General features: G+C 71.0%; 20 protein-coding genes. 3 read left to right on the top strand and 17 right to left on the bottom strand.

The genetic code is table 11. The annotated features are described in order from the left end of the window. Window positions 1–484, bottom strand: a 484-nt coding sequence (locus Aco04nite_RS40130; protein WP_213002469.1) for an MBL fold metallo-hydrolase, incomplete at its 3' end; no start/stop codon positions are given. A 178-nt stretch (window positions 485–662) separates the two neighbouring features. Further along, window positions 663–1,043, bottom strand: coding sequence for an FAD-dependent monooxygenase (locus Aco04nite_RS40125; RefSeq protein ID WP_213002468.1), 381 nt, complete (start codon window positions 1,041–1,043; stop codon window positions 663–665). Window positions 1,044–1,135: 92 nt separating this feature from the next. Here Aco04nite_RS40125 and Aco04nite_RS40120 point away from each other — a divergent pair, with 92 nt between their 5' ends. After that, window positions 1,136–1,723, top strand: coding sequence for a TetR/AcrR family transcriptional regulator (locus Aco04nite_RS40120; RefSeq protein WP_213002467.1), 588 nt, complete (start codon window positions 1,136–1,138; stop codon window positions 1,721–1,723). 294 nt (window positions 1,724–2,017) lie between these two features. On the opposite strand, the gene Aco04nite_RS40115 is transcribed toward Aco04nite_RS40120, so the two are convergent. Beyond that, the gene (locus Aco04nite_RS40115) at window positions 2,018–2,185 is read right to left on the bottom strand and encodes a BBE domain-containing protein (RefSeq protein ID WP_244876652.1); all 168 of its coding nucleotides are present in this window, start codon (window positions 2,183–2,185) and stop codon (window positions 2,018–2,020) included. Between the two features lie 422 nt (window positions 2,186–2,607). Between Aco04nite_RS40115 and Aco04nite_RS50125 the strand changes: the two genes are divergently transcribed. Continuing rightward, on the top strand, window positions 2,608–2,889 hold the full coding sequence (locus tag Aco04nite_RS50125; protein ID WP_213002478.1) for a GMC family oxidoreductase N-terminal domain-containing protein: 282 nt from the start codon (window positions 2,608–2,610) through the stop codon (window positions 2,887–2,889). A gap of 618 nt (window positions 2,890–3,507) precedes the next feature. Here the strand turns inward: Aco04nite_RS50125 and Aco04nite_RS40105 are convergent. Both Aco04nite_RS40105 and Aco04nite_RS40100 read right to left on the bottom strand, forming a co-directional pair. Further along, a complete protein-coding gene (locus tag Aco04nite_RS40105; protein ID WP_213002466.1) occupies window positions 3,508–4,494 on the bottom strand; it encodes a cellulose binding domain-containing protein in 987 nt (328 codons plus the stop codon). Between the two features lie 51 nt (window positions 4,495–4,545). Continuing rightward, window positions 4,546–4,746: a hypothetical protein gene (locus Aco04nite_RS40100; RefSeq protein WP_213002465.1), complete on the bottom strand. Its 201-nt coding sequence runs from the start codon at window positions 4,744–4,746 to the stop codon at window positions 4,546–4,548. Between the two features lie 381 nt (window positions 4,747–5,127). Here Aco04nite_RS40100 and Aco04nite_RS40095 point away from each other — a divergent pair, with 381 nt between their 5' ends. Further along, on the top strand, window positions 5,128–5,853 hold the full coding sequence (locus Aco04nite_RS40095; RefSeq protein WP_213002464.1) for a peptidylprolyl isomerase: 726 nt from the start codon (window positions 5,128–5,130) through the stop codon (window positions 5,851–5,853). Between the two features lie 27 nt (window positions 5,854–5,880). Here Aco04nite_RS40095 and Aco04nite_RS40090 read toward each other — a convergent pair whose 3' ends face one another. The 12 genes from Aco04nite_RS40090 to Aco04nite_RS40035 are packed head-to-tail and all read right to left on the bottom strand — an operon-like array spanning window position 5,881 to window position 19,422. After that, a complete protein-coding gene (locus Aco04nite_RS40090; protein ID WP_213002463.1) occupies window positions 5,881–7,227 on the bottom strand; it encodes an amidase family protein in 1,347 nt (448 codons plus the stop codon). Next, complete coding sequence (locus Aco04nite_RS40085; protein ID WP_213002462.1) at window positions 7,220–8,371, bottom strand: 3-deoxy-7-phosphoheptulonate synthase; 1,152 nt, start codon at window positions 8,369–8,371, stop codon at window positions 7,220–7,222. Before Aco04nite_RS40085 ends, Aco04nite_RS40090 begins: the two co-directional genes overlap by 8 nt. Further along, window positions 8,368–9,663: an ATP-grasp domain-containing protein gene (locus Aco04nite_RS40080; protein ID WP_213002461.1), complete on the bottom strand. Its 1,296-nt coding sequence runs from the start codon at window positions 9,661–9,663 to the stop codon at window positions 8,368–8,370. The genes Aco04nite_RS40085 and Aco04nite_RS40080 overlap by 4 nt, the downstream gene beginning before the upstream one ends. A 2-nt stretch (window positions 9,664–9,665) precedes the next feature. After that, on the bottom strand, window positions 9,666–11,000 hold the full coding sequence (locus Aco04nite_RS40075) for an MFS transporter (RefSeq protein WP_213002460.1): 1,335 nt from the start codon (window positions 10,998–11,000) through the stop codon (window positions 9,666–9,668). Beyond that, a complete protein-coding gene (locus tag Aco04nite_RS40070) occupies window positions 10,997–12,316 on the bottom strand; it encodes an ATP-grasp domain-containing protein (protein WP_213002459.1) in 1,320 nt (439 codons plus the stop codon). The genes Aco04nite_RS40075 and Aco04nite_RS40070 overlap by 4 nt, the downstream gene beginning before the upstream one ends. Further along, window positions 12,309–13,616 carry an amidase gene (locus Aco04nite_RS40065; protein WP_213002458.1) on the bottom strand — a complete coding sequence of 436 codons (1,308 nt, stop codon included), beginning with the start codon at window positions 13,614–13,616 and terminating at the stop codon, window positions 12,309–12,311. Before Aco04nite_RS40065 ends, Aco04nite_RS40070 begins: the two co-directional genes overlap by 8 nt. Beyond that, the gene (locus Aco04nite_RS40060) at window positions 13,613–14,827 is read right to left on the bottom strand and encodes an AMP-binding protein (protein ID WP_213002457.1); all 1,215 of its coding nucleotides are present in this window, start codon (window positions 14,825–14,827) and stop codon (window positions 13,613–13,615) included. Before Aco04nite_RS40060 ends, Aco04nite_RS40065 begins: the two co-directional genes overlap by 4 nt. Further along, on the bottom strand, window positions 14,824–15,753 hold the full coding sequence (locus tag Aco04nite_RS40055) for an acyl-CoA synthetase family protein (protein WP_213002456.1): 930 nt from the start codon (window positions 15,751–15,753) through the stop codon (window positions 14,824–14,826). The genes Aco04nite_RS40060 and Aco04nite_RS40055 overlap by 4 nt, the downstream gene beginning before the upstream one ends. Beyond that, the gene (locus Aco04nite_RS40050; protein ID WP_213002455.1) at window positions 15,750–16,034 is read right to left on the bottom strand and encodes an acyl carrier protein; all 285 of its coding nucleotides are present in this window, start codon (window positions 16,032–16,034) and stop codon (window positions 15,750–15,752) included. The genes Aco04nite_RS40055 and Aco04nite_RS40050 overlap by 4 nt, the downstream gene beginning before the upstream one ends. Then, window positions 16,031–16,408, bottom strand: coding sequence for a hypothetical protein (locus tag Aco04nite_RS40045; RefSeq protein ID WP_213002454.1), 378 nt, complete (start codon window positions 16,406–16,408; stop codon window positions 16,031–16,033). Before Aco04nite_RS40045 ends, Aco04nite_RS40050 begins: the two co-directional genes overlap by 4 nt. A gap of 6 nt (window positions 16,409–16,414) precedes the next feature. Next, window positions 16,415–18,106 carry a prenyltransferase/squalene oxidase repeat-containing protein gene (locus Aco04nite_RS40040; protein ID WP_213002453.1) on the bottom strand — a complete coding sequence of 564 codons (1,692 nt, stop codon included), beginning with the start codon at window positions 18,104–18,106 and terminating at the stop codon, window positions 16,415–16,417. Further along, window positions 18,103–19,422: a phenylacetate--CoA ligase family protein gene (locus Aco04nite_RS40035; protein WP_213002452.1), complete on the bottom strand. Its 1,320-nt coding sequence runs from the start codon at window positions 19,420–19,422 to the stop codon at window positions 18,103–18,105. The genes Aco04nite_RS40040 and Aco04nite_RS40035 overlap by 4 nt, the downstream gene beginning before the upstream one ends. Window positions 19,423–19,430: the final 8 nt, after the last annotated feature.

Here is a 19,430-nt window from a genome sequence, read left to right as displayed (position 1 = left end):
CAAATTCCGGGGGCAAGCCCCCTCCGCCACAGAACGCAAGTTGGTCACCATCGTGCAGGACTCGGTCGACCGGTGTGACGGCGTTGTCGAACATCCGCAGGATCGCGGCCTGTTCCTCTTCGGGGCGGTCGGAAATGCGATCCATGAACGCGTCGGTCAGCCGGCTCAGCTTTTTCTCACCCCGGATGTGGTGCGCATCCTTCTCATGGGCGTGTACAGCAACGCCGGGATACCCGGCAAGAAGCTCTGCCGCACCCGAGATGTGATCGATGTCCTGTTGCGTGAGCACGATGTTATTCAGGCTTTCGAACGGTGCATCGGCGGCCTCGGCCTGGTGCCTGATCGATTCCAGGCTGCCTGGTACTCCGGTATCGATAAGGACGACGTTCTCCTCGTCCCACATGAGGGTCGGGTGGACCACCCGCTGAACCCCCATCACCTGCAGGCGCACATCCAACATCTCAAGATTTTCTGCAACTCGCATCACGATGCTCCTTTCGTTGTGGCGGTGTGAAATCGGTTGTTGATGGGTCTCGTTCTGCCGGTGAGACCTCCTGCCGTGCCAGGCCGACGCCCCGGCGGACCGCTGATGGCCTGCACGCCTCATGCGCCGGTCTCGAACCACTTCCATAGCGCTCCGGTCATGTCTTCGCCGGGCGCGGTCAAGCACACGTATCGAATTCGACGCCGAGCAGCTTGCGTACCGTGCTGCGTCCGCCGTCGCATCCAATCAGGAACCGCGCTCGCAGTTGTTCGGGACCGTAGACCGTGACACTGTCGTCATCCTGCTCGAATCTGGCCAGCTGCCAGTTCCGGCGACCCCCACCCTCAACCCGCCCGATCGACTGGTCATCGACACCCGCGAACAGGGCCCGCAGCGCGAAGATCTCGGCGGTACGAGGCTGCAGGTTCGTCGCCTTGCTTTGCCCTGAGCGTGTTTCGAGAGTCTCGACCACGTTGGCCCTCACGCCCGCGATGGCCAGCTCGGTCGCGAGCCTCAATCCAGCAGGCCCAGCGCCTGCGATGACGACATCCGTATCCATCGAACTCCTTCTGCAGGAGTACCGTATTGGTACGATACCATGTTTGGTACCGTACCATAGAAATTCGGATCCTCCGCCGGTACGCTCAGCCCGTGGATGCTGAACTGGCTCTGGCGGGACGCCGGGAGCGCAAGAAAGCGGCTACTCGTGCCCACATCTCAGACACCGCGCTCAAGATGTTCCTGGAGAAGGGATACGAGAACGTGACCGTGCGCGACGTCGCATCCGCCGCCGACGTCTCACCTACGACGCTGCTCAACCATTTCGCGACGAAAGAAGCGCTGGTTGTCGATCGCGAGAGTGAGATTTCGGCCCAGCTCGTCCGAACGGTGGCCGGCCGTGGTCCCGGTGTTGGCATTCTCGATGCTCTGCGTGTCTACGCCCACACCCGGATCGAGCACGCTGCAGCCGCCACCGACCCGAACACCAGGAGCTTCATGGCCCTTGTCGCCGGTAACCGCGATCTGGCGGAGTACTGGCACAGGATGTGGATGGGCCATGAGAAGGTCCTCGCCGAGGCGATTCGTGAACAGACCGGCGTCCCACTGGAGGATCCACGACCTGCGGTCATCGCGCATCTGGTACTTGGCGCGATCGACTTCGCCTTACGCTCGGCCGATTCTCGGAAGATCCTCGACGCGGCATTCGACGTCATCATCAATGGTGGATCGATTGAGTGAAGAAGCACGTCGCCGCTGAACTCCGCCGCGAGGTGTTGAGAGAGCGCTGCCGATCCCCGCTATATCGCGGATGTGCCGGTGCTCAAGGGCAGCCCCAAACCGGCCGGAGTCCGGGAGACCGCGGCCGGCCGGGCTTCAAACACCACCTGACCACCGACGCCCGCGGCCACGGGAACGTCGAAGAATGCTTCCAGCACGATTATCAAGTCCGTGACCGACGGGCCTGGCGCGCCCGCATCATGCCAGACGGGCCGATCGGCGACCCGGGCCGCGCGGATCGTGTTCTTGTGCCGATTAGGCGGGTGGGATGTTGTAGTTGACACGGAAAAGATTGCGCGGATCGTATCGGCGCTTGATGTGACGTAGCCGTTCCAGGACTCGGACGAGTAGGCCGAGCGTACGGTGGCGACGTCGCTGTCGTACCGGCTGAGGAAGTTGACCTGACGTTGCCCCGTGGTCCATTGCTGGAAGGTCTCGTTCGGAGCGTGCAGTGGCGCGCGAAGAGTTTCGGCCATTCCCGGGGCGCCCGCGGCTCCGGTGAAGAGCGCGAACCGGGCGGCCGTACCGCTGACCGCTCCGGCATCCGGGGCAGTGACGGCCAGGGCGCCGCCCAGCTGCCGGACCTCGACCTTCAGCAGTGGCGTGTCCACTCCCGGGCCGGCCTCCGCCAGCAGCACTTCCAGCGCTTGCGCCGGTCAGTTCGCGGAGCTTCCGAACTCACCACGGCGTGAGCCCGAGCGCCTACCGCAGTGCACGTGGCGGCCTCTCACGGAACTCCGCACTCGGCCGGTAGCGCGTCGCAATTTCCGAGCTGATCCGGGTTCCACCCGCGCGAGCATTGCTCCCGGCCGAGCAAGGCCGGCCCGGCCGACACGGATCCGAACATCTCCGCGCCGCACGGTGTCTTCCAGCTGCTGCGCGGTCCGCTCGACTGGAGCTACACCACCACTCCGCAGCCGCATCTGGACGGCCGGGAGATCCCGATCTCGGGCGGACGGCTGCTCGGCGGTGGTGGATCGATCCACTACCAGTCCTGGTTCCACGGCCACCGGCTCGACTACGACACCTGGTCTGCGCGCGGCATGAAGGGCTGGAGCTGGGACGAGGTGCTCCCCGCATTCAAGCGTAGTGAGGACCACGAACTCGGCGCGTCGCACTGGCAGTGAACCTCGGTCGCCGGTTTACGTCCAGATGGACATGCGGAACAGCCTTTCTGCGCGGTACGAGTCCGCGGTGACCCGCCACCCGGCGCAAGTCGCGGCAGCCCAAGGACTGCGCCGTCAGGTGTTCGGTTCGCAGTACCGCGTGTAGCAGAGTGCCCAGGCCCTCGACACAGACCAGTTCGACGCGGCGAGTTGGAGGGAGCGGCTGCCGTCGGGCAGGGTCGCGGGTACGTTGTGGCCCTGCTGGTGCAGAGCTTGCTCGCCGAGGTTCGGGGCTCGACCGGCGGGGCGGCGTGCGGGACGGGCACCAGGGCCTGGGGGTTCTGGCCGATGCCGACAGTGTCGATGATGGTGATGGTGGCCGCCGTGAGGTGGTTGACGTACGCCAGTTTGCCGTCGGGGCTCATCACCACCGAACGCCGGCACCTCGTCGCAGGTCGAGGCGATCCTGAGCCGGCACCATGCGGGAGTGCGTCGTTCATACCGGCTGCCGCGAGCCTCAGAGGGCTCGCGGCGACACCAGTTCGATTCGGCCGTTCCCGCTGGTCGGCCCACGGACGCCGATCGGGCGAGAGCTCGGGGGTCGATGCGAAGGCGCTCCAGGTCTGGATGCCCCGCGGATCAGGCGAGGTTGCAGGCTGTGCCGCCCAGTGCGGCGGTCGTGGGTGAGGCGTTGCTCGTCGTGTAGGTGCCGATCAGGCCGACCGTGATGTCGGCGCCGGGCTGGATAGTCGCGTTCCAGGTCTCGTTGGTCAACGTCACTGTCGAGCCGGACTGGACCCACTTCGCCGCCCACGACGACGTGACGTGCTGGTCGCCGCCCAGGGAGACGGCGAGGGACCAGCCGTTGACCGGTGTGGTCGCGGTGTTGGTCAGCTTCACCTCGGCCACGAAACCGCCCGGCCAGTCGCTGGTCGTCCGGTAGGCGACCTTGCACGGTGTGGCCGGTGGCGGGGATACCTGGTTGGAGGCGATCGACAAGTTGCCGGCCGTGTCGCGTGCGCGTACGTAGTAGCGGACCATGCCGGTCTGGGTGCTCAGGATCGGCGCGGTGAAGGAGGTGCCGGTCGTGGTGCCGAGATACCGGGACACGTACCAGCCGTCGAACAGATAGACGTAGTAGCCGGTCAGCTCCACGTCGTCGGTGGACGCCGTCCAGGTCAGCTGCGCGCCGGCCGGTCCGACGCCGGTCAGGGTGAGGTTGCCGGGGGCTGTCGGTGCGGTCATGTCGCCGCTGGTGTTCGCCGGCGTGACCACAACGAGCGGGCTGCTCGCCGCTGAGGAGTGGCCGTCGGTGTCGATGGCCTGGACGGTGAATTGGATCTGACTGTTCGGGTAGATGCCGGACATGATCGTTGTGGTGGTGGCGTTGCCGACGCGCTGGCTGTAGCCGACGTCGCCGAAGGCGGGTAAGTAGGTGACCGAGTAGTCGACGGGATTGCCGGTGGAAGCGGTCCAGGCGAGGGTCACGGACGTGGGGCTGACGGAGCTGACGTGGAGGTTGGCGGGCGCGGAGGGCGCCGCCGCTGCGGCCCGGCCGGTGACCAGGAGTAGCGCACCGGTGGAGAGCAGAACGGCCAGAAATGCACGGAAGCGGTGTGTGTGCATCCCTCGACGGTCCGTCATCTAATAGATGACTGTCAACCCGTTGGTGGGCGTCTACCCGTGAATCTGGTGAAAGCTGATGGCATGCACGATGACCTGATTTAATGCCGCCTTCTCGCTGCGGGCCCGGTCCTGGCCGATCCGGTTCATGAAGCCGTTTCGCGCCTCAGCCTGATCCGGCGTGTCCAGGGTCAGCAGCTGAGCCCCGGTCGTGGTGTTCAGCGAGGACAGTCGCGTCCGGCTGGTGATGATCACCAGGCACCCCTTTGCGACCGGGGGGAGCCGCTGGACCTGGTCGGCGTCGAACGCGTTGTCCAGAAGGACGAGAATGCGACGGTCGGCGAGGACACTTCGATAGAGCACGGCCTGCGACGCACGGTCGTTGTCGCCGGATGCCAGTATGACCCGTACGCCTACCCGAACAGCTGGCGTTGTGGGGGGATCGCTGCGCCGCCGACCTCGGTCCCGCGATTGCCGACCATCCGGATTTCGTCGCCCTCGAGAACGAATGCACCCAGGTCGCGCGCGAGGCCGCCCGGCTGGCCATGCAGCTGGATCGGAGTTTTAGAAAGATCGAAGCGATTCCGCCGGATGATCCACCTTGACGTATTCAGATAGATCGATTAAACCGGGATCATGCTGAAGCGACGTCTGGCGTTCGTCCTGGTCTCGATGCTGGCTGCCGGGGGCTTCGGTGCCGCGCCCGCCGCGGCGCACGGCGCCGGCCCGACCGGGCCCACCGCGGGACCGTGCGCGTACACGCCCACACCCGACGAGCCCGCGGCCCGTCCCGTGTCGCTGCCCCGTGATCCCCGGCGCACGCCCAGCCGTGGGACGGTGACGGTGCTGCTGCGTACCAATCTGGGGCCTATCCCGCTCGTGCTGGATCGTGCGCAGGCCCCGTGCACCGTGCAGAGCTTCGTGCACCTGACCCGGCAACGCTTCTACGACCGGACGATCTGCCACCGGCTGACCACGTACCCGACCCTGCTCGTGCTGCAGTGCGGTGACCCGACGGGAACCGGTGAGGGCGGTCCCGGTTACCGCTACGCCGACGAGTTGCCGACCGGCCTGCCGCCGGCGCCGACCGATCCCACGGGGGAACGCAAGGTTTACGCCCGTGGGGTGCTGGCCATGGCGAATGCTGGGCCGGACACCAACGGCAGTCAATTCTTCCTGGTGTATGGCAACTCGGCGCTGCGGCCGAACTACACCATTTTCGGCAGCGTGGCTCCGCGTGGCCTGACCACGCTGGATCGAGTAGCAGCCGCCGGTGTGACGCCGACCCCGGAGGACCCGGCGCCGCTGGACGGCCCGCCGGCCCTGCGTACCGTGATCAAGAAGGCAACCGTCACGCATTGATCACGTGGGCGGGGCCGCCGCGGTGGATCAGCGGGGGACAAGGCCCAGGTCTGCGGTGCGGGCGGCGAGGTCATGGGCGAGGCGTAGCAGGGTGGCCTCGGTGTGACGGGGGCCGACCAGTTGCATGGCCAGCGGGGCGTCGGTGGTGGTGCGGGCGACCGGGAGGGTGATCGCCGGTAGGCCGAGGAAGCTGGCTATTGGGGTGTAGCCGATGTCCCGGTCGTAGCTGCTCTGGTCGGCGGTCGGGATGGTCTTGTCGGGCGGGGGTGCGTCGGCGGGGCGGGGGAGGTCCGGGTCCAGGGGTAGCAGCCAGGCGTCGATCTGGTGGTCGGCGAATTGGGCGGCTGCCTCGATTCGGCTGCGGTGCTGGGCGGCGCGGATCTCGGCGAAGCGGCCGTCGCTGACGGTGCGGCCGGATTCCAGGGCCAGTCTCGTCGAGTCGGTGAGGTCGTCGCCGATCCAGGTGCGCCAGGTCTGGTATCCGTCCCAGGCCTCCCGGGAGCACATCTCCCAGGCCGCTGCCCGGTAGAGCCAGGCCGGGCCGATCCGGGCGGGGCCGACCTGGTGACCGGCCTCGGCCAGGGCGTCGGCGCTGCGGTGCAGGGCGGCGAGGATCTCCGGTTCGACGTCGTCGTCGAGGACCTCCTGGACGACGCCGATCCGCAGCCGGTACCGCGGTGGTGCGGGTGGCAGGCCGAGCAGGGGCCACAGCAGTGCCAGGTCGTCAGGGGTGCGGGCCATCCAGCCGACCGCGTCCATCGTGGAGGTCAAGGGGAAGATGCCGTTCAGCGTGGCCGGGTCGTGGGTGGCGCGCAGGCCGACCACACCGCAGCGGCCGGCCGGCCAGCGGGTGGAGCCGAGCACGTCGGTCGCCAGGGACAGGTCACAGATGCCCGCGGCGACCGCGACCCCGGAGCCGGTGCTCGACCCGGCCGGGTCGATGTGGGGGAAGTACGGGTTGCCGCAGCCGGAGCCGACCCCGATGTTCACCTCGGTGGTGACGACCTTCGCGGTGACCTGTGCGGGCAGTCCCGGGTCGTCGCCGAGGTGGTCCAGCGCCGCCGCCGTACGGTGCGGATAGTGACGGTGCCGGCGAAGGCCGAGCCGGGTGGGGAAGCCCGCGACGGCCACGGTGTCCTTCACCCCGATCCGGATCGGCGCGGTCGCCGGGCGCAGCTCGACGCAGGCCCGGTACCGCGCGTCGGCGTACCACGCCCACTCGTTGGCGGCGGCCGTCCACTCCTGCAGGTCCGCGTCGGTGCGCAGCCGCCGCAGCCGGGTGCGTAGCGAGTCGCTCAGCAGGCCGGGCGGCGGTGTCACGTGTTCGTCGCCGATTACGGCGGTGGCGGCGTAGGTGCGCAACGGGTCAGGCATGGACGATCTCCTCGCTCTCGTCGGGCACCGCGGCCGCGTACGCGCTGAGCAGGGTCCGGGCCTGTGCGGGGTTGAGTCGCGGATCGCAGGCGGTGCGGTAGCGAGGCAGGGCCGCCGTGGCCACCTCGGCGCGGGTCGCGACGCATTCGGTCACGTCGTCGGGCGACAGTTCCAGGTGCAGCCCACCGGGGTGGCTCCCGGCGGCGAGCAGAACCTCGGCGAACCCGGTCACCTCGTCGGCCATGTCGTCCACGACGCGGGTCTTGCGGCCGTCGCGCGTGCGGACGGTGTTGCCGTGCATGGGGTCGCTGAGCCATACCGGGCGGGCGCCGCTGCGGCGTACCGTCTCGGCCAGTGCGGGCAGCTTGCGGCGGATGTCATCGGCACCGAAACGGGCGATCAGGGTGAGCCGGCCGGGTGTCCGCGCCGGATCGAGCCGGTCGATGAGGACGGCCAGATCCGCCGGGGTCAGGCCGGGACCGAGCTTGACCGCGACCGGGTTGGCGATCCCGGCCAGCATCGAGATCTGCGGACCGTACGGATCCCGGGTCCGGTGTCCCGCCCAGAGCAGGTGGCCGGATGTGCCGTACCGGGCACCGGTCGCCGCGTCGTGCCGGATCAGCGGTTGCTCGTAGTCGGCGAGCAGCATCTCGTGGCTGGCGTACACGTCGCCGGGCAGTGCCGCGAGCACGTCCGCCGCCAGGTCGTACGCGGTGAGCATCCGCCAGGGGTCGGCGGTGCGTGACTCGATCGTCGGGGTCAGCGCGTTGACGGCGTCGCCCCGGTAGACCGGCAGCGGCTCTCCGTCCGGCCCGGGTTCGGTGGCGTGTGAGCGCGGCTTGGCGAACTGGCCGGCAATGCGTCCGATGTGGACGGCGCGACGTCCGGTCGACGCGGTGAGCGCGGCACCCAGCGCGATGAGCTGCTCGGCCTTGCGGCGGGTGCTCGCCGCCGACATGTCGGTGAACATCTCCGCGCAGTCGCCGCCCTGCACCACGACGGCCCGGCCCTCGGCGACCTCGGCCAGTTCGTCGTGCAGCGCGCGGCACCGTTCGTATCCCACCAGCGGCGCCCGCTGCTCGAGCAGGGCGACGACGGCATCCGGGTCGGAGGTGGCAGGCCAGGTGGGCACGGTACCGGTCACGTCGTCACCTCGATCGAGATACCGGCCCGGCAGCGTCGTTCGAGCTCGTCGAGGCCGGTGACGGTGGCCGCGTCGATGACGAACATGGCGGCCCGGTCCGAGGACTCGCGGGTCGCGCCGAGGTAGGTGCCGGGAGCTTTGAGAGCGACTACGCACCGTACGGTCGGCGGGTCCTGAAAGCCGCGCCCGGTCAGCTGGGCTTTGAGTCGCGCGGGGTCGAACGTGTCCGCATCGACGCCCAGGGTGGGGTCCACCCGCAGGCCGGCGAGGACTCCGGTGGGCGAGGGCACGTACACCTGACGGGCGTGCCGGTCCGGCGCCGGCACGGTCACGTCCTCGCCGACGGCCAGGGCCACGAAGGCGTCCTCCAGCGCGGCCCCGGTGGCGAGCCAGTGCAGGGCCAGGATGCTGTCACCGGGCGGGCGCGCCGCGATCTCGATGATCATCGGCTCGCCGCCGGGTGTCATCCGGTACTCCGCGTGGGCCATGCCGGTGCCGAATGCGAGGCGCCGCAGGACTTCCGCGTGGGTGTCGAGCAGCCGCTGCCGGTCCGCGGGGCTCAGCGGTGCGGGGGTGCTGTGCCCCATCTCGACGAAGTATTCCGAGGTGTCCTCGGTGGTGCGTTTGGCGGTGACCTCCGCATAACGCAGGTCACCGTGGTGGCTCAGCGACTCGACCGAGAATTCCGGGCCCGGCGCCCGCTGCTCGAACAGCAGGGTCTCGTCCGGGTCGTACCCGTCGAGGCTCTGCCGCAGTGTCGCCACGTCCTCGATGAGCAGCACGCCCGAACTGGCCAGCCTTCCGGTCGGTTTGATCACCAGGGGGTACGCGGTCCAGCCGTCGGCCACCGCCGTCCGTTGCCCGGGCGGGACCAGCGCGGATGCGGGACTCCACGCGGCCAGATAGCGCCGTTGCAGGTATTTGTCGCGGCAGACCGTCGAGGCCCGTAGCCCCGGTCCGGGCAGGTCCAGCAGATCGGCGACGGCCGCGGCGGCGACGACGTAGTCCTCACGCAGCGCGCACACGCCGCGCAGGTCGTAGCGCGGTGACCAGGACGCCACCTGGTCCACGATGGCGGTGACGGCGTCGGCGCTCAGCAGCTCGACCTCGGCGGGGCAGGTCGAGGACTCGGCGCCGGTGCGCCAGTCGTCCAGCAGCCCGGCGACGTGCCCGCCGTCGGCGTCGATGATCAGGACGGTCAGGCCACGGTCGGCGCAGGCCTTGAGATAGCGCTGGTTCCAGGCGACGGCGAAGCCGCCGAGCAGGACGAGCGCCGGTGGTCGGGCGGTCATGGTCAGCTCCGTTCCGAGGAAACGACAGGGGCCGGTGCCGGGTCGGCGGGGGCGAGGGGGTACGCGGCGAGGTCCGGGTCGGTCGGCGGTGTGGAGGCCTCCGGGCGGCGGAACGCGGTGATCGTGACGATGATGCCGAGCACGGCGAGAGCGGCGCCGCCGGCCGCGTACACGCCGCGCAGGGCGGCGGTCGAGGCGAAGATGGCGAGGATTCCGTACACCACGAGGCGGCACATGCCGACGCTCATGATCAGCAGGGCCATCACCCGGCCCTGCAACCCGACCGGGACCTGCTCCTGGACCCGGGTCCGGAAGATGTAGAACGACTGGAAGCAGACCCCCGCGGCGGCGTACAGCAGCATCGGGACGGCGAGTCCGGAGGAACCGCCGAGGGCGATCAGGGCGATCCCCATCCCGATGACCCCGAGCGCGGCTATCCGGTCCCGGTTGAGGCGGGCGGTGAACAGTGGCAGCAGCACCCCACCGGCGATCGCGCCGATGGCGAACATCGCGTCGATGAAACCGAGGCCGCTCGCGCCGACGTCGAGCACGTTCTCCGCGAACGGGGCCAGCAGCGTGTTGAGCAGGTAGAGCGTGGCGAAGAGGACGAGCAGCATGCCGTACGACGGCAGCATCTTGGGGTGTGATCGCAGGTAGTCCAGGCCCTTGGCGGCGCTGCGGATCGATTCCTTCCACCCGGCGCCGCCGTCGCGTTCGATACGCCGCGCGGTGCGGACCCCGATGATCAGCACCGCGGAGAGCACGAACGACACCATGTTGAGTACCAGCACCCCGGCGACCGAGCTGACCGCGATGATGATGCCGCCGGCCGCGGCGCCGATGACGTTGCCGATCTGGACCGCGACGCCGGTGGTCGCGTTCGCCGAGAGCAGCCGGTCGACCGGGATGATCTCGCGGACCAGGGCGGTGCCGGTCGGTACGGACGTTGACTCGCTGAGGGCCAGCAGGAACACGGCCGTGAACAGGTGCCACGTCTCCAGCCGGTGGGTCAGGTAGAGCGTCACGGTGACGGCCAGGACGAGGGCCGCGAAGATGTCGGAGGTGGCGAAGACCAGCCGGCGGGCGTACCTGTCCATCAGCACGCCGATGATCGGGCCGAAGAACACGCCGGGCAGTGCGGTGGTGAGCAGCACCAGGGAGACGGCGCGGGGGCTGTCGGTGAGCTGGAGGACCAGCCACACGTTCGCGATGAACTGGGCGCCGTTGCCGAGGTTGGTGACCAGCATCGCGCCGGCCACCCGCCGGTAGCCGGGCGGGCGCAGCGCCTCGGCCCGTTCGGCGGCCAGGGCGGCGAGCTTGGCGCGCAGGGCGTTCACGCCGCCACCTCGGTGCGTACGTCGGTGTGGACCTCGATCGCCGCGGTGCAGCGGGCCTCGATGGCGTCGAGCTCCCCGGCCGTGGCGGCATCGATCACGTACATGCTGGAGCGGTCCCCGGACTGGCGGATCTCGGCGAGCGCGGTGCCCGCCGGCCGTCCGGCCATGATCATCTGAATGCGGGCCGGGGCCCCGGCCGGGGACGGCTGCACGGGCGGCCACATCCACCGCTCGTCGAGCCACGTCACCGGGGTGCCGAGACCGTCCGCGGTGACGTCCCGCAGGATCCCGGGCCGGTGCGGCAGGTAGACCTGGCGCGCGTACCGGCGTACGGGGGGATAGGTGGTGGGCTCACCGAGCGCGATGCCGAGCAGTGCGGTCTCCATCGGTACGCCGGTGGCCAGGTGGTACAGCATGAGGATGCTGTCGCCGGCGGCCCGGGCGGCGATCTCCATCAGTACGGGTGTCCCGTCGGCGCCGATCCGGTACTCGGCGTGGGCGATCCCGTCGCGGAAGTCGAGCCGGCGCAGCACCCGGGTGTTGGTCTCGAGCACCGCCGCGGTGGTGGCCGCGTCGAGTTCCGGGTCGGGTGCGGTGTGTCCCATCTCGACGAAGAAGTCGCCGCCGTGCTCGTTGGTGCGCTTGCCGGTCGGCGACGAGAAGATCACCTCGCCGTGCTGCACGAGCGCCTCGACCGAGATCTCGTGCCCCTCGACGAGTTGCTCGACCAGGACGGGCTCGCCCGGTTCGTATTCGCTGAGCGCCGCCCGTAGTTCCGCCGGGCCGGCCACCCTGATCACCCCGGAACTGGCCTGGCGTGCGACCGGCTTGACCACCGCGGGGAACGTGTCCCATCCGGGGTCGCCGCCGGCGCGTTCCTCGGCGCTGAGCAGCCGCGACAGAGGGCTGACCTCGCTCAGCATGCGCCGTTGCAGCAGCTTGTTGCGACAGACCCGGGCGGCCCGCAGCCCGGGGGACGGCACCCCGAGATAGTCGGCGACGGTCGCGGCCGGCTCGACGAAGTCCTCGCCGAGCGCGATCACCGCACGGACCCGGTGCTGCCGGCCCCACTCGATGACCTGTTCCAGCAGCTGTTCCGGGCGTTCGGCGTCGATCCAGGCGAGCTGGTCGAGCCCGGCCAGCGGGTGCCCGGCGTCGGTGCGCCGGGCCCGGTCGACGAGTTCCTTGCCGGGGCTGCGGGCGTCGACACCGAGAACGGTCAGGCCGCGGGCGACGGCTCCCGCGACGAGGTGGGGATAGCGGGTGCCGAACAGGGCACCGAACACGACGACGGCGTCACCGCGGCCATCAGGCATGGGGTTTCCTTCCGAGTTCTTCGAGGAGCGCGCCGGCGGCCAGCAGGACGTGTTCGGCGCCGGGTGCGGCCAGTAGTTGCACCCCGAGCGGGGACCTGCGGCTGGACAGGGTCAACGGCAGGGCGAGGACGGGGAGCCGGGCGAAGTTGGCGATCAGGGTCAGGCTCACGCCGTCCGATCCGCCCAGGGGCGGCAGGGCGCCCGTGTCCGGTGGCGGGCCGGCGGGCACGGCGGGGTCGGGCAGCCCGGTTTCCAGCGGCATGACCAGGACGTCGTACGGTCCGCTGAGCAACGCGGCGAGCCGCTGGGCCGCGTGGTCCTGGCGTTCGCGCAGCTCGGCGTAGCGGGCGTCACCGATCCCCGCGCCGTGGGCGATGGCGGCGCGGGTATCCGCGCCGAGGGCAGCCGAGGGGTCGCCGGCGAGCGCGGCGAACGTGTCGTGCGCCTCCCGGGCCAGCAGTTCGGCTGCCGGGCCGCGCTCCTGCCAGACCTGCGGCAGGCCGGCGCGTTCGGCGTGGTGCCCGGCGGCGGTGAGCGCGGCTAAGGTCCGGGCGATCAGCGCGCTGATCTCGGGATGGATGGACTCCGCGCCGGGCAGCGAGACGACGAACCGGATCCGGTCGGGGGCGGGCACGTCCGACCGTGCGACGCAGGCCAGGTCGTGCCGCCGCCACAGCCAGGTCAGGTCGGCGACCGTACGGGTGATCAGCCCGGTCGACTCCATGCTCGGCGCGACCGCGTGCACCCCGCGCAGCAGGTCCGCCCGGGGTGTCAGCCGCAGCGCGGTCACCCCGCAGTAGACGGCCGGCCAGCGCAACGAGCCGCCGGAGTCGCTGCCCACCGAGGCGTCGCAGAAGCCGGCCGCGACCGATACCGCGGAGCCGGTGCTCGACCCCGCCGGGCTGACGTGCGGGTAGCACGGGTTGCGGCTGGGCTTGACGGTGCCGAGCGCGCATTCCGTCGTGGTGACCTTGCCGGTGCACACCCAGCCGCGGTCGCTGAGCGCGGCGACTATCCCGGCCGAGTGCCGTGCGGTGCCCGGCCGGCCGCCGCGCAGGCCCAGACCGGTGGGCAACCCGGCGACGTCGATGGTGTCCTTGACGGTGTACGACGGCGCGCCGGGAACCCGGTCGTCGTCCGGTGCCGGCGCGGACACGAACGCGGTGATCGCGGGTTCCAGGCCGGCGATGTGCGCGGCGAGGCGCCGCCGGTATGCGGCCGGGTCGAGGCGTCCGGACCGCAGTAACGCGTCCCGGCGGGCCAGCGACAGCGGGCGCGGGCCGCGGTGGAGCCGGGTCATGGCAGGTCCTCACGGATCAGCGCCGGGGTCTTGCCGGTCTGCGCGCTGGCGGACAGTGCGGTGACCGTTCGCACGACGAACGCCTCGTCGTCGCCGCGCAGGCCGAACCCCAGGTCCACGTGGGAGTTCAGCACCCGGTCGCGGATGACGGCGAGGTCGGGCCGCGCGCCCGGTTCGGTGACCACCCGGACCTGCATCACCTCGGTGCCGGGCCCGGACAGCACGGCGATCTGCGCGGCGGCCACGCCGGGGACCTGCCGGGCCTGCAGAGCCAGGTCCTGCGGGCTGACCAGGGTCCCGGCGAACTTGATCAGCGAACCCTCGCGGCCGAGCAGGCGCAGCGACCTGCCCGGCGTGCCGCACGGGCAGTCGACGGGCTCGGCGCGGTCGCCGATCCGGTAGCGGATCACCGGACTCACCGCCTCCGGGTGCAGAGTGGTGACCAGCACGACGTCGTCGACGAGGTCGACGTGCTGATAGGGCAGCAGGTGGAACGTGTCCGCGGGGCAACCCGGCGCGTTGTGGCCGATGACCCACGTCTCCGTCGACCCGTAGTTGCCCCACAGCCCGAACTGCGGTGCGTAGGCGTCGCGGGCCTCGAGGAGCTCCGGCTCGCAGGGCTCGCCGAACCACAGACCGGCGCGCAGCCGGCTCAGCACGGGGTGCCGGTTCCTTACCGCGTACGACAGCAGCTTGAGCAGTTGCGACGGTGTGCCTGCCACCGCGGTGGTGCCGTTGGCGTGCAGGAAGTCGAGCCAGCGTCCCCACTCGTCGTCGTCGATGTTGCCCAGCCCGATGACCCCGGCCCCGGCGTGCTCGGCGACCCGGTTGTAGCAGTAGTGCGCGGACCACAGCCGTCCGGGCATCGCCAGGTTCGCGAGTACGTCGGTGGCCCGCAACGGCTGCCAATGCGTCAGCAGCTCGGGCAGGTGCATCGCGCAGGGAATCCACGCCAGCTTGGGTTCGGCAGTGCTCCCGCCGCTGGTGAACAGGTAAGCGGGTCCGGTGCGCAGGCCGCTCGCCAGCACCTCGGCGGCGCAGGTGGTGATGTCGTCACGGGTCATCGGCGGCACCGTGGCCAGATCGAAGTCGTCGTCCAGGTCGATGTCGCGGTACTTGTCGGCCAGCAGGGGAAGGGCCGCCGAGCGGCGGATCAGCGTGCGTATCGCCGCACTGGTGTTCGTGGACCGCGGTGTGACGATCGGGGTCATGGCGTCTCCTCGGTGAAGGCCTCGACGGCCCGGGGCCGGAGTCCGGCGGGCAGGGCGCGGCTGTGGTCGCGGACGGCGGCGAGGACCGCCGGGTCGGCGGTGTGCGCCACGACGGTGAACCACTCGCCGCGCAGCGGGTCCCGGTGCGCCCGGGCGGTGAGCCGGGTGCCGGGCGCTGCCGGGGCGAGCCGGGCCAGCACGTCGTCCAGTTCGATCCGGCGGCCGTTGACCTTGACGATTTCGCCCCGGCGGCCGAGCCACCGGAACGTCCGGGGCCCGGTGACCGCCACGACGTCGCCGGTGCGCCAGTGCCGGGGACGGGCGTGGCCGGACTGCCGGGCCAGCCGGGGGCTCCGCACGCTCAGCGGTCCCGGCGTGCCGTCGGCCGGATCGGTGAACGTGACGTCCGGGGCGAGCTGCCAGGTGGTGCCGGCGGGGTCGTCGCGGGTGGCGATGAGCCCGGTCTCGGTGGAGCCGAACAGTTCCACGAAACGGGTTTCGACGGGCAGCGCGGCCAGGACCGCGGCGGCTCCGGACGGCAGTGCCGCACTGCTGTGCACCAGGACCAGCCGGTCCAGCGCGGTCAGTGCCGGGTGTGAGCGGGCCAGGTGTGCGAACGTGGCGGGCAGGGCGGCGATCAACGGCCGGTGCAGGCCTGTGAGCGCGTCGGCGGGCGACGACAGCAGGTCGGTGGTGCGTACCGGCACCCGCAGGTGCTCGGGCAGGGCGACGCCCATCAGGTATCCGTAGAGGTGCTCGCGTGGGGCGTACGTGACCACACCGTCGATGCCCCCGGACGCGCAGAGGCGGGCCAGCAGGCGGGTCTCGGCGTCCACCTGGTCGCGGGTCCGCAGCCAGCTGATCGGGGCTCCGGTGGAGCCCGACGTCGCGAACGCGAGTTCGTCGAGGGTGTCGGCGGTGCTCACAGCAGCGCCTGCAGCACGCTCTGGTCGCGGCGTTTGCGGCCGATGAGGGCGGCGATCGCGGCGACGCTCGCGAACGTGCTCCGCAGGTCGTCGCTGACCAGGTCGATCTCGACGTCGAAGCGCTCCTCGACCAGCCCGACGCAGTCGAGCACGCCGAGGCTGTCGTAGCGGCCGGGGGCCAGTCCGGCCAGCGGTGAGTCGTCCTGCTCTGCGGTGAGAACCTGCTCCAGCAGGCCGGAAACGGTGTCCCGGACCGCGTTGCGGAGCTCGGTGTCGGTCATCGTGGTGCCTCCAGAACGGGTGTCTCGGGTATCCAATTCGGCACGTGCGGTCCGAAGTGGTCGGTGGGATCGGTGGGGTGGAACGACAGGAACACGGCCTGTGCGGGCAGGTCCGGGGTGAGCGCGTCCCGGACGGCGTGGGCGTACTCGCGGCGGAACTGCGCGGTGCGATCGGCGGCGACGACGCAGGTGACCAGGGCGAACGGGCCGGGCAGGGGGAAGGGTCCGCTGTAGAGGGCCGGGGCCGGGCGGAAGACCGTCAGCACGTGGTTGACGTCGACGCCGTGGCGGCGCCACCAGAAGGTCAGGCGCTTGGCGATGCGGCGCTGCACCGGCGTGTCGAGGGGTGTGGACTCGATGGTCGTGGTGGGCATGGACGCTCACAGGTTCAGGCGGGGCAGCACGGGCAGGCGCCCGTCGGCCGTCGCGGTCAGCAGGGCGCCCAGGCAGTTGGCGAGCGGGCCGGCGGGGTCGCGGCTGAGCGGGCTCCACGCGTACCCGTCACCGGTTCTGAGCTTGCGCAACAAGCGGCGCAGCGCCGCCAGGTCCGTGAAGGCACCGCAGACCTGCGTGGTCAGGACGCCTTGATACGTGCTGAGCAGGTCGGGGATGCCGCGCGGGGTGGCGGAGTACCCGCCGAGCGGGCCGGCCCAGCCGGACATCGTCGCGGCGAGACCTGCCGCTTGCGTGGTGGCGCCGAGCAGGGCCAGCGCCCGGGCGATCTGTGCCGTGCCGGTCAGCGTCACCGGCTGCCGGGCCCGCTCGGCGTCGACGAACCGGCGCAGGGCGGCCAGGTCGATCGTGGTGGCGGCGTCGATCCCCGCCGTCTCGGCGAGTTCCAGGGCTGACACGGTGGACGTCAGGTCGGAGCCGCGCCCGTGCCAGTACCCGAACCCGCCGTCGACGTTCTGCAGCGTGCGCAGCCAGCGCCGCAGCCGGGACAGGTCCAGGTGCCGGTCGTGGGCGGCCAGGGCCGCCGCCGCCCACAGTGTGCAGCGGATCTCGGCGCCGCGGCCGGGCATGTACATGACGCCGTCCTCGTACGGCAACTGGGCAGCCCTCAGCCATCCGACCAGCGACCCGGCGCGGGCGTCGCCGGCGGGAAGGCTCAGCAGGGCCGCCGCGGTGGCCAGGCTGTCACCGGCGGCACCGGGGTCGCGGTAGGTGAAGCCGCTCCCGGGCTGCTGGAAGCCGCGGACGAGCTCGACCGTGGCGGGGTCGTCGCCGACGCAGCCGTCGAGAACCTCGAGGGTGCCGGCGACCGTGAAGCAGGACCAGACGTCGGCGCTGCCGTAGCCGTCCCACCGTTCGTAGCCCCCGCCGGGCAGCCGCCGGGCGGCCAGCCAGCGGCGCAAGGCGTCCGGGCCGGCAACCGTGGCGCCGAGCGCGTTCAAGGCGCGGACGGCCCTGAACGCCGCCCAGGTGCACGACTCGGCCCCCGGCGTGAAGCCCATCCCGCCGTCGGGTCCCTGCCGGTCCCGCAGCCAGCGCACCGCACCGTCGCGGTGCAGCGGGACCGGGGCGTCCCCGGCCACCGCCCGCCAGGCGTTCGCGGCGTAGTAGCCGGCCCGCACGTCGGGCTGGTCGCTGCCGGGCTGCCAGCCCACGCCCGCACCGTCGTGCTGGCAGGACGCCAGCCACCGGCCCAGGCCGGGCAGGTCGGGCACCGGCAGGCCGAGGATCTCCGTGCTGGTCCGGGCCGCGTAGTAGGTGGCCCACACATCGGCGGGACGGCCTGGCGACATGCCGAAACCGCCGTCGCTGCGCAGCTCGGGCAGCCACGCGGTGAGCGCGTCGCGATGCGGCACCGGCCGGCCGAGGTCCCGCAACGTCTGGGTGCAGTAGTAGGTGGCCCAGATGTCCGAGGGCAGACCACGCTGCCAGGCGAAGCCCCCGTCGGCGTTCTGCCGGGACGCCATGAACGTCGCGACCGCGTCCGGGTCGGCCGGGACCGCGCCGAGCCAGTGCAGTCCGCGGACCGCGGCGTAGCTGCACCACAGGTCCGCCTCGGGCACCCGGGCGCCGCCGTCGGTGGTGAACAGCGTCATCGTGCCGGCCGTCGCGGTGGTCATGACACCGTCACCAGGTTCGTCCTCTTCCAGTTCTTCTGGCTGCCGCCGGACTTGCTGGTCGCCGGGAGCTGGTGCACTACCACGATGTCGTCCCAGTCGATCCCGGCCTCGGTGAACCGCTTGGCGGCGGCCGTGATCAGGTCCTCGTCCGGGTCGGTGACATCGACGTCGCGTTCCAGGACGAGCCGGCCGCGGCCGCCGTCGGCACGTAGCTGGATCAGGTAGCCGGTGAGCCGGTGGTCGTCGTAGACCACGGTGCCGACGCGCTGCTCGGTGAGCACCTGGCCGTGCAGCGAGACCTGGTCGGTGGCCCGGCCGCGGACCGCGATCGAGGGCAGCGGCAGCCCGCACCGGCACGGCTCGGCCGCCACGTCGACGTGGTCGCCGGTGCCGTAGCGCAGCAGCGGCCGGGCGACGTTGTTGAGCGTCGTGGTGACCAGCTCGCCGCCGGCGCCGGGTGCCGCCGGGCCGACGGTGCCGTCGCTGTCACGGATCTCGACGATGTGCCCGTGCTCGAGCAGGTGCATCGACCCGTGCTCGCAGGCCGCGGCGATGGTGCCGGTCTCGGTGCTGCCGTACGACACGTCGAACACGTCGGCGTCCCAGTCGCGGGCGAGTTTGGCGCGTTGGCCCGCGAGGCAGACCTCGCCGAGCAGCAGGATGGTGCCGACGCTCGCCCTGACGTCGGACAGGGTTCCGCGGGTCTTGAGCAGCCGGGTCCACTGCGACAGCACGCCGGGTGCGGCGAAGACGGCCCGTGGCCGGAAACCGGTGAACAGCGCGGCGAGCCGATCGAAGTCGCACATGCCGGTACTGAACGGGTACGCCCGCAGCAGTTGATGCCCGAGGTATTCGCACGCGGCGGCGGCGAAGTCCCCGACCGGCACGACATCGGACGGCAGCATCGACACGATTCCCGCGGGTTCGGTGCCCAGCAGCCGCCGCCACAGGGGGCTGACCCCGATGACGTTCGCGATCACGTCGCGGGCCAGCCGCGGCGTGGGGGTGGGGTTGCCGGTGGAGCCGGAACTCTCGTAGTACTTGAGCGTCCCGGTGAGCCCGGGCGGGCAGAAGTCCATCGGCCGGGCCTTGACCACGTCCTTACCGGTGACCGGCAGGGTGGCGAGGTCACGTGCGGCGAAGCCGGGAAGGTCGCGGTAGTAGGGCACCGCGGCGGCCCGGTCCCAGAGCTCGGCGAGCTTCTGCCGCTGGATGCGGGCCACGGTCGCGGGGGCGAACCCGTCGGCCTCCAGTTGCGCGCGTTGCCGGTCGGCGGTGTCGAAGGCGGCTCGGGCGCTCGGGTCGTTCCACCACATGGCGGGTC

Source organism: Winogradskya consettensis, from assembly GCF_018332715.1.
Classification (GTDB): domain Bacteria; phylum Actinomycetota; class Actinomycetes; order Mycobacteriales; family Micromonosporaceae; genus Actinoplanes; species Actinoplanes consettensis.
Note: the sequence above shows the minus strand (reverse complement) of the source record. Positions and strands in the feature narration are given on the sequence as shown.